Raw genomic sequence first — 14597 nt, forward strand, 5'->3', positions numbered from 1 at the left:
ATTAAATACATGAACAACTATATGATTGGGATCGATATTGGTACCACCAGTACCAAATCCGTATTATTTACCGAGCAGGGCTCTGTCGTCAGTACCTCAACGCAGGAATACCCTTTGTATACCCCGGCACCCGATGTTGCCGAGCAGGACCCTGAAGAGATTGTACAAGCGGCCCTCCGCTCTGTACGAGGAGTCATGGATCAGAGTGGTGTTGCTGCCGAGCAGATCCTGTTTGTATCCTGCAGCTCGGCTATGCATAGTGTCATTGCCATGGGACAGGATAATAAACCCTTAACCCGTTGCATCACCTGGGCGGATAATCGAAGTGCAGCTTGGTCTGCCAAGCTGCACGAGAATGGATTGGGCCATCGCATCTATCTGCGCACAGGTACACCGATCCATCCCATGTCACCGCTGACCAAATTAATGTGGCTGCGCCACGATGAACCTGAACTTTTTGAGAGTACCGCCAAATTTATTTCGATTAAAGAATATCTGTTCTTCCGTCTATTCGGACAATATGTCGTCGACCATTCCATCGCTTCCTGCACAGGTTTGCTCAATCTGGAACAACTGGACTGGGACGCAGAGGCCCTTGAGGTTGCAGGCATTACACCCGACCATCTCTCGAAGCTTGTACCTACAACACATATATTAGAAGGAATGAATCACGAATCGGCTGAAAAAATGGCTCTCTCCCCCTCTACGCCCTTTGTTATTGGCGCAAGTGATGGGGTTTTATCCAATCTCGGCGTAAATGCCATTGAACCTGGTGTTGTCGCAGCAACCATCGGAACCAGCGGGGCCATTCGCACTGTCGTGGACCGTCCGGTTACCGATCCCAAAGGTCGAACCTTCTGTTATGCCCTCACAGAGAATCTTTGGGTCATTGGTGGACCTGTGAATAACGGTGGCATGCTGTTTCGTTGGGTGCGGGATGAATTCGCCGCGTCTGAAGTGGAGACAGCGAAACGACTTGGCATCAATTCCTATGATGTACTGACCAAAATTGCCGAACGTGTCCGGCCGGGATCGGAAGGGCTTCTGTTCCATCCGTACCTTTCGGGCGAACGTGCCCCTTTATGGAATCCGGATGCCCGTGGCTCCTTTTTTGGCTTAACACTCCATCACCAGAAAGAGCATATGATTCGTGCTGTCCTGGAAGGGGTTATTTTCAACCTATATACGGTACTGCTCGCCATGGAAGAACAGATTGGGCAACCTACCTCCATTCAAGCCACAGGTGGATTTGCACGCTCTCCTCTCTGGCGCCAGATGATGTCTGATATCTTCAATCAGGAAGTGGTTGTACCCGAGAGCTTCGAAAGTTCCTGTTTGGGTGCCGTCGTGCTTGGTTTGTACGCTACAGGGCGGATCCAATCGCTTCATGCCGTTTCTTCCATGGTCGGTACAACGCATCGGCATACCCCTATCAAAGAGAATGCTGTACTCTACCAAGAGCTGCTGCCCATCTTTATTCGGATCTCTCGCAAACTGGAAGAGGAATACGCAGATATCGCTGAATTCCAGCGTAAGATGTCCCTTCCCCGTCTCTAAATCATCAATCCATACTTCGTCTCTGCATTAAAAAAGAGGGTGTCCTCTAAAACCAAAAATCGGTTTTAGAGGACACCCTCTTTTGCTATACACGCATAATCTATCCTTTGATTTCATATTATACATTCATACACTTCAACCTCCATATTCGAGCATCAGCTTACCTCTTATCCTGATAATTCTCATTCCATATGTCTCAAAATGAAGTCATCTATGTCCATTATTCTTATACATTGTCATCACAGAATTACCATCTACTCAGAAAATACACCACTGATCTTGTTCAATTAAAAGCATGAGTTTACTCCCCCTCTCCGTCTCCCATCCAGATACTGAATTCGTCGCTTTCACCATCGCCCCATTGGCAAGAAAAACACGAGGGTGAGAGGTCACTCTTTTTCCGATCTCAATCATGCTTTGTTTTCACTTCACGGTTATCCACAGACAGGTTATTCACAAACGAAGAATACTTTTACACACAATTTGGCATCATTTGACGGATAACCTGTGTATAAAACATTTTGGGTTTTTGGGTCATTCTGTCGAAAGTTAAACAGTTTATAAACAATATATTGTGTTGTGACTAAAAATTATACACAAGTTATTGAATTTGTGGATAAAATCACGCGATACGTTGAAATGCGGGGTTTCTTTTGCTATGATTGTATTACTTTTGGATGTGAATATGTGATCTGACCCATAATATTATCAACAGCCTGTGGATAAAGTTGTGAACAATTTTCCGTTGTTCATACTTTTTTTGTTTTCGACCTGCGGGGGTTTGGGGATAAATTCAACAATATATCTCGTATTTCGACACTGCATCATGGCTTAAGCCACACTTGGAACATGTAAAAGGAGTGACAGTCTGTGGACAGCCATACTTCTGATTTATGGCAGCAAATTTTATCAATCATACAAAACAAACTCAGCAAACCCAGCTTTGACACCTGGTTCAAAGCAACCAAAGCCACCAAGCTGAATGACCGTTCAATCGTCATTTCCGCACCAACCACGTTTGCCGTCGAATGGCTGGAGAGCCGTTACACCAAATTGGTTGGCTCGACGGTATACGAGTTGCTTGGCAAGCAAGTCGATGTGAAATTTGTCATCGAAGAGAACAAGCCTGCTGAACCGGACCCGCAACTGCCGGCGCCAACGCCTACAGTTGTACAGGAAGAAGCCGTACTCAGCATGCTGAATCCGAAATATACGTTCGATACATTTGTCATCGGGCCGGGCAACCGTTTTGCCCATGCCGCATCGCTGGCGGTCGCTGAAGCGCCCGCCAAAGCTTACAATCCTCTCTTTCTGTATGGAGGAGTAGGTCTCGGTAAAACTCACTTGATGCATGCGATCGGACATTATGTTCTGGAGCATGATCCGGGCAGCAAAGTCGTTTATTTGTCGTCTGAGAAATTCACGAACGAATTCATTAACTCGATCCGTGACAACCGCGGGGAGAGCTTCCGTAACAAATACCGGAGCGTCGACATTTTGCTCATTGATGATATTCAGTTCTTGGCGGGAAAAGAATCAACACAAGAGGAATTTTTCCATACGTTTAATGCGCTGCATGAGGAACGGAAGCAGATTATCATCTCCAGCGACAGACCACCGAAGGAAATTCCGACATTGGAAGAACGGCTTCGTTCTCGCTTTGAATGGGGGTTAATCACGGATATCCAGCCTCCAGATTTGGAGACAAGGATCGCAATTTTGCGGAAAAAGGCACGTGCGGAAAACCTGGATATTCCGAATGAAGCGATGATGTACATTGCCAACCAGATTGACACCAACATCCGTGAACTGGAGGGCGCCCTGATTCGGGTCGTTGCTTATTCTTCACTGACTAATCAAGATGTAACCACTCATCTGGCAGCTGAAGCACTGAAGGATATTATTCCTTCCAGTCGTCCCAAAATGATCACTATTCATGACATCCAACAAAAGGTCGGCGAGTATTATAGCCTTAAGCTTGAAGATTTCAAAGCACGGAAACGGACCAAGGCAGTTGCTTTTCCAAGACAGATTGCCATGTATCTCTCTCGTGAACTGACAGACTTTTCTCTGCCCAAAATTGGGGAAGCATTCGGAGGACGAGATCACACCACTGTCATACATGCTCACGAAAAAATCTCCCAAGCGATTAAAAACGATCAGGATCTCTATAAAGTTATCAACAACTTAACCGAAAAAATAAAGAATCCAACCTGAACAAGTCCCAAGCCTATGCACAACGTATACACATGTGGATAGGCTTGGGTGTACGGGTTTATACCCACTTATCCACATATTCAGTGCCCCTATTACTATTATTACTAAAAAGATCTTAAAGATATCATCTCCAAAATAGCCATTTCGGAGCTTAGCCTTCGGCCTTTGAAAAACACCTTTTAACACCCCAACACCCAAAAAAACAGCTAGGAGTGAAACCATGAAAATCAGCATAATGAAAAACTACTTAAACGATTCCATACAGCAAGTATCCAAAGCGATCTCGAGCCGTACGACGATTCCGATTCTGAGCGGTATTAAATTCGACGTGAATCATCAAGGTGTAACGTTGACAGCAAGTGACACCGATATATCCATTCAATCCTTCATCCCGCTTGAAGATGGAGATAAAAGCGTAGTTCAGGTAGATCAACCCGGCAGTGTAGTTTTGCCAGCCAAGTTTTTTGTGGAGATCATCAAAAAGCTGCCATCACAGGAAGTGCACATGGAAGTCAAAGAGAACTTCAACACCTTTATCTCCGCAGGTGCTACCGAAATTCAACTGGTAGGTCTGGATCCGGAAGAATTCCCGGTACTGCCAAGCATCGAAGAAAACCAAACCGTCTCCATTCCAGGAGATTTGCTGAAAAATATGATCAAACAAACGGTCTTCTCCATTTCCACACATGAGACTACTCCAATCCTGACAGGTGTACTCTGGAGTTTGGGTGACAACGAATTGAAATTTGTGGCAACAGACCGTCACCGTCTTGCTACTCGATCAGCAATGCTGGATAATGCAGAAGGTATCCGCTTTAACAACGTGGTCATTTCCGGTAAAACGCTGAACGAGCTCAGCAAAATTGTTCCGGATCAAAATACCCTTGTGGATATCGTTGTTGCAGATAACCAAGTTCTGTTCAAAATCGACCGTGTATTGTTCTACTCCCGTATTTTGGACGGAACATATCCGGATACTTCTAGAATTATTCCAACGTCATACAAAACAGAACTTGTTTTAGATACAAAAAAATTAAGTGAATCCATTGACCGGGCTTATTTGCTGTCGCGTGAAGAGAAAACAAACATCGTGCGTATGCAAACGATGGATTCAGGATCCGTTGAAATTTCTTCAAGCTCTTCCGAGCTAGGTAAAGTAAGAGAAGAAATCGAACCTGCCGAGTTTACAGGAGATCCGTTAAAAATCTCGTTCAACTCCAAATACATGCTGGATGTGCTGAAAGTTGTTGAAAGTGAGCAACTGATGATCGCTTTTACAGGAGTCATGAGTCCAATCATCTTGAAACCGCTGGATGACAGTCACAGCCTTTACGTGATATTGCCATATCGGACGACCAACTAACGAAAGGAAGATCATAGTGAACCAAGTTACGATTCGTACGGAATATATTAAGCTTGATCAATTTTTGAAACTGGCTGATTGCATCCCAACTGGAGGTATGGCCAAAGCTCTGCTTCAGGAAGGACTTGTACGTGTGAATAAAGAGCCTGAGGAACGCCGGGGACGTAAGTTATACCCTGGGGATATCGTTGAAGTGGACGGAGAAGGCACATTCGAAGTTGCTGCAGAATAAGAAGACCAGTTCGATCCTGCTGCCTCCTGACGGACGGGATAAAAGGGAGGTTACCGCGTGTTTGTGAACAGCATTGATCTGCAGAATTTCCGCAATTATGAACATCTGAGACTGGATTCTTTTGGTCCCGTAAACTTGTTGATCGGGCAAAATGCCCAAGGCAAGACCAATCTTGCAGAGGCGATTTTTGTACTTGCACTCACCAAGAGCCACCGTACATCCCGTGACAAGGAGTTAATCCGTTTCGGTGAGGAACGTGCCAGACTTGCAGCAGAGGTCGACAAAAAGTACGGATCGGTCAAGCTTGAACTATCTTTGTCGCAACAAGGCAAAAAAGCAAAGATTAACGGCCTGGAGCAGCGCAAGTTAAGTGATTTTGTCGGAGCGCTCAATGTTGTGATGTTTGCGCCGGAGGATCTGGAGATTGTAAAAGGCACACCGGGGGTCCGCCGCCGGTTTCTTGACATGGAGATTGGACAGGTTGCACCAGGTTACCTGTATCACCTGCAGCAATACCAAAAAGTGCTCGTCCAACGAAACAATTTGCTTAAGCAGTTATGGGGAAAAGGGGCATCGGCCCAGACCATGCTTGAGGTGTGGAACGAACAACTGGTCGAGCATGGTATTAAAATCGTCAAAAAAAGGAAACAATTCATAAAGAAACTGCAAAAGTGGGCAGAAACGATTCATCAGGGGATCACCGGAGGCGGAGAAGTCTTACGGCTGGCCTACCTTCCTTCCTTCAGCGAAGCCGCTGAGGAAGATGAAGCTGTCTTAATGGACCAATTTATGATAAAATTATCACAAATGAAAGAGCAGGAGATTCGCCGAGGCACAACCCTTAGTGGGCCGCATCGGGATGACCTGTCCTTTTTCATTAACGATCGGGAAGTACAAACATATGGCTCGCAGGGGCAGCAGCGCACAACGGCGTTGTCCCTTAAACTTGCGGAAATTGAACTGATTCATGAAGAAATCGGAGAATATCCAGTTCTGTTGCTGGATGATGTTCTGTCCGAGCTGGACCCTTTTCGCCAGACGCAGCTGATCGAAACGTTCCAGAGCAAGGTGCAAACCTTTATTACGGCTACGGGGATCGAGAGCCTGAACGTTGACAAGCTCAAAGATGCCAGTATTTATCACGTTCATGCCGGACAGGTTGAACGCTAAGGAGTGAGGGGCTTATGTACATTCATCTGGGCGGTGAGAAGATCATCCGTTCTTCCGAATTGGTCGCTATTTTTGATATATCGATTGAAAAATCCTCAAAGATCTCCAAGCAGTATGTCACGCATGCCGAGCAGGAAAAAACAGTGGAACACATCGGCGAAGAGGAAGCCAAGTCCATTGTGGTGACCAAAAACATTGTGTACTACTCGCCTATTTCCTCAGCCACGCTGAAAAAGCGGGCTCACATTTTTCCGGATCTCTAGCGTTGTGTGGCATAAAATTAGTTAACGCATATTTACGATATTGAATCTATAGAAGTAGGTGAAAGGCATGTCTATGAATCAACCGTCATATGATGCGAATGAAATTCAGGTCCTTGAAGGATTGGAAGCCGTACGGAAGCGTCCGGGCATGTATATCGGTTCCACCAGTTCCAAGGGCCTGCATCATCTGGTCTGGGAAGTAGTGGACAACAGTATTGACGAAGCGCTTGCAGGTTACTGCGACCACATTGAGGTCAGTATCCATGAAGACAATAGCGTGACTGTAGTCGATAACGGACGGGGTATTCCTGTCGGCGAACATACCAAAATGAAACGTCCTGCACTTGAGGTAGTTATGACTGTCCTCCATGCAGGGGGGAAATTTGGCGGCGGCGGATATAAAGTATCCGGTGGTTTGCATGGTGTTGGTGTGTCCGTTGTGAATGCACTCTCTGAAAAAGTGGTTGTAACGGTTAAACGTGAGGGACATATCTATCAACAGGAATATCGCCGTGGAGCTCCACAGTACGACCTGAAAGTGATCGGTACAACCGACGAAACAGGAACAACGGTTAGATTCCATCCGGACCCTGAAATTTTCACGGAAACAAGAGTTTATGAATATGACATCTTGCTGGCCCGTATTCGTGAGCTGGCGTTCCTGAACAAGGGTATTGGTCTTACACTGACGGATGAGCGTACAGGTGCAACCAACTCATTCCTGTATGAAGGCGGCATTATCGAATACGTCTCCTTCCTCAACCAGAAGCGCGAAGTACTGCATGAAAATCCAATTTACGTTGAAGGTTCCAGAGATAACATCCAGGTGGAAGTTGCCCTGCAATACAATGACAACTACACCGAGAATATCTATTCCTTCGCGAACAATATCAACACGCATGAGGGCGGAACGCATGAATCAGGTTTCAAGAGTGCCCTTACGCGGATTATCAATGACTACGCCCGTAAGGCGGGGGTAATCAAGGACAGCACGGGGAACCTTTCCGGGGATGACGTGCGTGAAGGCTTGACAGCTATTATTTCGGTCAAGATTCCGGAACCGCAATTTGAAGGACAGACAAAGACCAAGCTGGGCAACAGCGAAGTGCGTGGGATTGTCGAATCCTTGTTTGCCGAGAAGTTGCAGGAGTTCCTGGAAGAGAATCCTTCCGTATCCCGTCGCATTTTGGAAAAAGGTCTGCAAGCAGCACGTGCGCGTGAAGCTGCCCGTAAAGCCCGTGAACTGACACGTCGTAAAGGTGCACTCGAAGTGAGCTCACTTCCAGGTAAACTGGCAGACTGTTCATCCAAGGATGCTTCAATCAGCGAATTGTACATCGTCGAAGGTGACTCTGCAGGCGGATCAGCAAAGCAAGGTCGGGATCGTCATTTCCAAGCGATTCTGCCACTGCGTGGTAAGATTTTGAATGTGGAAAAAGCTCGTCTCGACCGGATATTGGGTAATGCGGAGATTAGAGCAATTATTACGGCAATGGGTACCGGTATTGGTGATGACTTCGATATTGCCAAAGCACGCTATCACAAAATCATTTTGATGACTGATGCCGACGTTGATGGTGCTCATATCCGAACACTATTGCTGACATTCCTGTATCGGTACATGCGTAAAATCATTGAGGCAGGTTATGTATATATTGCACAACCGCCATTGTTCAAGATTGAGCGTAACAAAGTGATTCGTTATGCCGGTTCAGAGAGAGAGCGCGATGAAATTATTGCAACGCTCGGTGAAAATGCGAAATTCAACGTTCAGCGTTACAAAGGTCTTGGCGAGATGAATGCCGGACAATTGTGGGAAACGACGATGGATCCGGAGAGCCGGACCATGATGCAAGTATCGATTAATGATGCCATACTTGCTGATACCATGTTTGACACCCTGATGGGGGATAACGTTGAACCGCGTCGTGACTTTATCCAAGAAAATGCAAAATACGTGAAAAACCTCGACATTTAACATATTCGAAGAGGCGCCTGAGAGGGCGCCTTTTTTATATTAGGGAAGGTATGGAACAGGGAAGGCGTATACTTAGATCTCCATATCCCTTTGTTATCTGCGTACACGTTTTTTGGCAGATGAAGCCTGTGCTTTAGGGGATGGCCGGGAGCTCTTACCCTTTTTGGAGGGCAAACGACCGTACGCAATCGCATAACGTTTGATCTTCCGGTACGCCTCCTTGTCCGGTAATAAGCCAAAGGCATAAATGCCTGGCAGTGTGTTGACTTCAAGAATCCAGGGACGCCCTGCTTCGTCTAGTGCAATATCAATACCAATCTCTTTGAGTCTTGGAAATGATGTTTGCAATTGCACAGCGGTATGAATACCTAAGCGGTACAGCTCAGTGCGAAGTTTTTTGAAGCCATCCTGGTGAAGATGGGGGAGTACGAGTTCTTCAAACGTAGCCAATCGCCCACCACCATGAATGTTGGTGATGATTTTGCCCGGGGCAGCAACACGTCCCAGAACACCTGTTGTTTCCCAGTTGTGTTGCAGATTTTTCTGAGTTAACACACGCAAGTCAAAAGGCAAATTTTCATGCTTCATCAGCGAGATTCCCTGTTGAATGATATATTCACGTTCCTGAATACGATCATTCAGTGCTCGTTCGAGTTCGTCCAGAGAATGAAATGATCTCTCCTCTGTACCGTATTGGAGATGATATGTTGTTGTGAGATAGGTAGCTCTGGAGATAATAGCACTTGCTTCGGGTTCATCAGGCAGGTTTCGATCATTGGTTTCTTCCGAAACCTCTGCATCTGTGGTGGAATCTTCGGAATTAACAACAGGTTCGTATAAACGGGTTGTTCTCACCCGCATAACGCCATTACCGTAAGTGCCACGGTCCGGTTTGATATAGTTGGACTCAAATAATTCAGTCATTCGTTCCAGAGTTTGACGGCTATATTTTCGGGTCACTGGGATATATTCATTCACAATGCGACTGCGTTGTAACACGGCTGTTTTGGCCCATTTGCTGGAGACGCGTTGGATACCCAAGATTCATCAGTCCTTTCATGTTTTGTTCAGTTCTAAAGAGGGACCAGACACGGAGAAATCAAAGGACAAGAGACGATTTCAGTGGTATAATAGAGAAATATGGCGTTTTGTGCGATGAGCTGCACAATTTGCAGTTTGATCGTAGGACGGGAATGGCTTTAGCCTCGGTAGGCACAGTACATATGCCGTTTTTCTAGCATTGTATGTGCAATTGGGGAGGAAGGCAGGGCGTATCCCCAGACACGCAGAAGTTCCCGGAAGAAAGGCTATTGCCCAGCGGACGTTTAATTGTGTAACTTTTGTGAAAGTAATATAATAAAGAGTAGCGTTCTTGCGCGGTTTTAGCCTTGTTAGGCTTTTCACATATAATCAACTTTTTTGCATGACGGAATGGAACGTTTGTTGAAGGACAAGAAGGAGGTCCAGCATGGCGGAAGAAATGAACTCTCAGATTACAGATCGGGATATAGGCGTCGAGATGCGTGAATCGTTTATGGATTATGCGATGAGCATCATCGTTAGCCGTGCCTTACCTGACGTGCGTGATGGATTGAAGCCGGTTCACCGGCGTATTCTGTACGCGATGTCAGAGCTCGGCATGACACCCGATAAACCACATAAAAAATCAGCCAGAATCGTCGGCGAAGTTATCGGTAAGTATCACCCACACGGTGACTCTGCTGTTTACGAGACGATGGTACGGATGGCACAGGATTTCTCCCTGCGTTATATGCATGTAGATGGACATGGTAACTTTGGATCGGTCGATGGTGATATGGCAGCAGCCATGCGTTATACCGAAGCACGTTTGTCCAAGATTGCTATGGAAATGCTCAGAGATATCAACAAGGATACGATTGATTTCCAACCAAACTATGACGGTGAAGAACATGAGCCAATCGTTCTGCCTGCTCGTTTTCCTAACTTGCTTGTCAATGGGGTCGGCGGGATCGCGGTAGGTATGGCTACCAATATTCCTCCTCATAATCTGGGTGAGGTCATTGATGGTGTACAGGCCATGATTCAAAATCCGGACATTACATCCATGGAACTCATGGATTACATTCAAGGACCAGACTTCCCTACGTCCGGCTACATTTTGGGCCGTTCAGGCATTCGCCAGGCGTATCAGACCGGACGTGGTTCAGTAACGATGCGGGCTAAAACCAACATCGAAGAGAACAACAACAAGGCGCGAATTATCGTTACGGAGCTGCCTTATCAGGTAAACAAGGCGAGACTTGTTGAGAAAATCGCCGAGTTGGTACGTGATAAAAAGATTGATGGTATTACTGACCTTCGTGATGAGTCTGACCGTAATGGTATGCGGGTTGTAATTGAGCTTCGCAGAGACGTGAATCCGGGGGTTGTCCTGAACAACCTGTACAAACATACATCGATGCAATCCACTTTCGGGATTAACATGCTTGCGATTGTTAATAAAGAACCTAAAATTCTGAACTTGCGTGAAGTGTTGTATCACTACCTGCAGCATCAGATTGAGGTTATTCGCAGACGTACGCAGTTTGAACTGAAAAAGGCTGAAGCTCGTGCACACATTCTAGAAGGTTTACGTATTGCGCTGGATCATATCGACGAGATTATTACGTTGATTCGTTCATCCAGTAATGCGGATGCAGCAAGAGAAGGTTTGATTGAGCGCTTCTCACTCAGTCATGATCAGGCTCAAGCTATTCTCGATATGCGTTTGCAACGCCTCACAGGTCTGGAACGCGAACGTATTGAAAATGAATATAACGAACTGATGGTCAAAATCAGAGAGTATCGCGAAATTCTGGCCAATGAGCATCTGGTGCTTGAGATTATCAGTACGGAGCTGCAAGAGATCCGCGACCGCTTCAGCGATGATCGTCGTACAGAGATCACTGTAGGTGAAGAGAGCATTCTGGATGAGGACCTGATTCCACGTGAAGAGGTTATCATTACGATTACTCATACAGGCTACGTGAAACGTCTGCCGGTATCCACATACCGCAGCCAGAAACGTGGTGGACGTGGGGTCGTGGGTATGGATACAAAAGATACCGACTTTGTCGAGCATCTGTTTGTGACCAACTCCCACAATTACCTCATGTTCTTCACTGACAAAGGTAAAGTGTACCGTCTCAAAGCTTACGAGATTCCAGAGCTTGGACGTACCGCTCGGGGAACGCCGATTATCAACCTGATCCAGATCGAGCAGGGCGAATCGGTCAATGCCGTAATTCCGGTCCAGGAATTCGAAAGTGACAGATACTTGTTCTTTGCTACCCGCCAAGGGGTTGTGAAGAAGACGCCACTTGAGGATTACACCAATATCCGCAAAGGCGGCTTGATCGGTATTTCCTTACGTGATGATGACGTTCTGATCGATGTTAAGCTGACCGATGGATTGCAAGAGATCATCATGGGTACAGCTCACGGAATGTCTATTCGATTCTCGGAAGGTAATGTACGTTCCATGGGACGTAGCGCAACCGGCGTCAAAGGGATTACATTGGATGAACAGGATGCTGTTATCGGCATGGATGTAGTTGATAAAGAGCTTGATGTTCTGATCGTTACAGCCAAAGGTTATGGTAAACGTACACCTGTCAATGATTATCGGATGCAGACTCGTGGCGGTAAAGGGATCAAGACTATTAATGTCACAGAGAAGAACGGCTCAGTAGTCAGCCTCAAAATGGTTAAAACCGAAGAGGATCTGATGATTATCACGTCCAGCGGTACGTTGATCCGGATGAGCATGGAAGGCATATCCACTATGGGTCGATACACGCAGGGTGTGAAGCTGATTCATATTCGTGACGAGGATTCAGTAGCTACAGTCAGCCGAATTGACAAAAATGAAGAGGAACCAGACGATGAGTCGCTTGAAGGCTTGGAAGGCGAGGAGTCCAAAGCTCCGGAAGTAAGCTTGGAAGAAGGCACCGTTTCTGACGCTGAGGTTAATGAAGTTGAGGGCGACGACGATTCCGGTTCGGAAGCATAAAATAGAATTTTATAAAGACTGATCTCTTTGAGATTGGAAGAAGATTGCGAGGGCTCCCACCGGGAGCCCTTTTGTTTGTATAAAGGAATCTCTTCTTTTATTCTTCCGAATCTGGGATGTACAGCCTGATTCCTGAGTAATATAATGGAAAATATCATGAAAAACCGGGACTATGGTCTTGTTTGTATTAACATAGAAGAACGATGAGTGAGGGGAATACACATGGGATTAATCACCCTGTCAGAAGTCAAACCAGGACTCAAACTTGGGAGTGATGTGCAAACACTTCGCGGCAACGTTCTGCTTCAGAAGGGAAAAGTCATTTTACCCAAGGATATGGAAGTGCTCAGAGCCTTTATGATTCAACAGGTAGATATTGAACAAGAAAGAACGGTGTCGAGTAGTACAGGAACCAAAGGTGCATCTGTGTCCGCAGGAAGTTCTGCGAATGACAACAATGGTGAACGGGCAGGGAAGACAGGGAACATCACCACAGCTCCTGTAGTAACGTCTTTGCAGGATGAGTATGAGAAGATGGTCGGACTAACGAAAAATGCTTTCCTGTCCTCTCTGGCGGCTGAATTACCGGTCTATGAGTTACGTACACAGTTGGAGGCTGTGTTTGCACATCTCAAACAATATAATGTGCTTACCTTCAGTCCACGAGTAATGCAAGAACATGATTATGTATATCACCATGCCGTACTGAGTGCGATCACATCCTATCAACTGGCTCAATGGATCGATCTCCCCTCCAAGGATTGGATGCAAGTGGCTTTTGCAGGCTTGTTCCATGATATTGGTAACAACAAGGTAGATCCGCAGATTCTCCATAAACCATCCACGTTGACGGCTACAGAGCAAGAAGAGATTCGTCAGCATACGAAATATGGTTATCAGATCCTTAAACAGGTAAAGGCCATTAATGAGGGGGCCAGACTTGCAGCTTTGCAGCATCATGAAAAAGTGGATGGTTCAGGCTACCCGTTGCAGCTTAGTGGGACGCAGATTCATATTTATGCCAAAATTGTAGCTATCGCTGATATTTTCCACGCTATGACGCTGGAGAAGATCTACCGCAAGGCACAATCACCATACCTAGTCCTAGAACAGATCCAAAGTGAGGCATTTGGGAAATTGGATCCTGCAATCGTAAGTGTATTTGTTCAACGGTCGACCCAGATCCATAATGGCATCCGAGTAAAACTCAGCAATAACCAAATTGGAGAGATCGTATTCTCTGATCGAGATCATCCTACACGGCCTATGGTGTCAGTAGAAGGAACCATCATTAACCTGATGCAGCAACGGCAGCTTCACATCCAAGAGGTTATCGGATAACAATAGATATTAAAGTAACTTGATGAGAAGGCCTTTCTTTTATAGAGAGGCCTTTTACGTGAGATATATGTAGAAATGTAGAAAAACCAGAACGATTATATAATTACTTAAAAAAAGACTTGCATTCAATATCTGTACATGGTATATTCTAATTCCGGCCAAGAAAACACAGTTTACACGGTGCGGCAAGCAAATGAAATAAGTTTCGAAAGAAACTTAAAAAAAAGAGCTTGCAAAGTTGGTTCGGATGTGATAAGATATAAAAGTTGCTGAAGAGAATAACATTCGGTAACAAAATAAGTTTGATCTTTGAAAACTGAACAACGAGTGAGTAAACATTCTGCTTGCAGAATGAACGCAAAAGTTTGAGACAAGCCTTGGCTTGAATCGGCTGGAGCACAAATGAGATTTTTAATCTCGTCAGATTCAAAATGAGCTTATCG

Annotated in this window: 10 protein-coding genes; 9 read left to right on the forward strand and 1 reads right to left on the reverse strand. The window is 45.7% G+C overall.

The features are described 5' to 3' along the window. Positions 1–9: 9 nt before the first annotated feature. The 7 genes from gntK to gyrB all read left to right on the forward strand — a co-directional run bounded on the left by gntK (position 10) and on the right by gyrB (position 8780). Entirely contained in the window at positions 10–1557 is a 1548-nt protein-coding gene (gene gntK / locus AC1DE7_RS29855; protein WP_477535750.1) for a gluconokinase, read from the forward strand. Between the two features lie 870 nt (positions 1558–2427). Continuing rightward, entirely contained in the window at positions 2428–3774 is a 1347-nt protein-coding gene (gene dnaA, locus AC1DE7_RS29860) for a chromosomal replication initiator protein DnaA (protein WP_036611990.1), read from the forward strand. A gap of 220 nt (positions 3775–3994) precedes the next feature. Further along, positions 3995–5137, forward strand: a complete 1143-nt coding sequence (dnaN, locus tag AC1DE7_RS29865) for a DNA polymerase III subunit beta (protein WP_017691408.1) — start codon at positions 3995–3997, stop codon at positions 5135–5137. A gap of 16 nt (positions 5138–5153) precedes the next feature. Then, positions 5154–5369 carry a S4 domain-containing protein YaaA gene (gene yaaA / locus AC1DE7_RS29870; RefSeq protein ID WP_036611994.1) on the forward strand — a complete coding sequence of 72 codons (216 nt, stop codon included), beginning with the start codon at positions 5154–5156 and terminating at the stop codon, positions 5367–5369. A 57-nt stretch (positions 5370–5426) separates the two neighbouring features. Then, positions 5427–6539, forward strand: coding sequence for a DNA replication/repair protein RecF (gene recF / locus AC1DE7_RS29875; RefSeq protein ID WP_477535751.1), 1113 nt, complete (start codon positions 5427–5429; stop codon positions 6537–6539). A gap of 14 nt (positions 6540–6553) precedes the next feature. Beyond that, positions 6554–6802, forward strand: coding sequence for an extracellular matrix regulator RemB (gene remB, locus AC1DE7_RS29880; protein WP_017691405.1), 249 nt, complete (start codon positions 6554–6556; stop codon positions 6800–6802). 67 nt (positions 6803–6869) lie between these two features. Then, positions 6870–8780, forward strand: coding sequence for a DNA topoisomerase (ATP-hydrolyzing) subunit B (gene gyrB / locus AC1DE7_RS29885; RefSeq protein ID WP_047841032.1), 1911 nt, complete (start codon positions 6870–6872; stop codon positions 8778–8780). A 93-nt stretch (positions 8781–8873) separates the two neighbouring features. On the opposite strand, the gene AC1DE7_RS29890 is transcribed toward gyrB, so the two are convergent. Further along, entirely contained in the window at positions 8874–9821 is a 948-nt protein-coding gene (locus AC1DE7_RS29890) for a YheC/YheD family protein (RefSeq protein WP_477535752.1), read from the reverse strand. Between the two features lie 427 nt (positions 9822–10248). Here AC1DE7_RS29890 and gyrA point away from each other — a divergent pair, with 427 nt between their 5' ends. Both gyrA and AC1DE7_RS29900 read left to right on the forward strand, forming a co-directional pair. Next, positions 10249–12813 (forward strand): DNA gyrase subunit A, encoded by a 2565-nt coding sequence (gene gyrA / locus AC1DE7_RS29895; RefSeq protein ID WP_477535753.1) that lies wholly within the window; start codon positions 10249–10251, stop codon positions 12811–12813. Positions 12814–13035: 222 nt separating this feature from the next. Next, entirely contained in the window at positions 13036–14154 is a 1119-nt protein-coding gene (locus AC1DE7_RS29900; protein WP_477535754.1) for an HD-GYP domain-containing protein, read from the forward strand. The last annotated feature ends 443 nt before the right edge of the window (positions 14155–14597 follow it).

The sequence above is a fragment of the Paenibacillus sp. 10L310 genome (assembly GCF_056395745.1).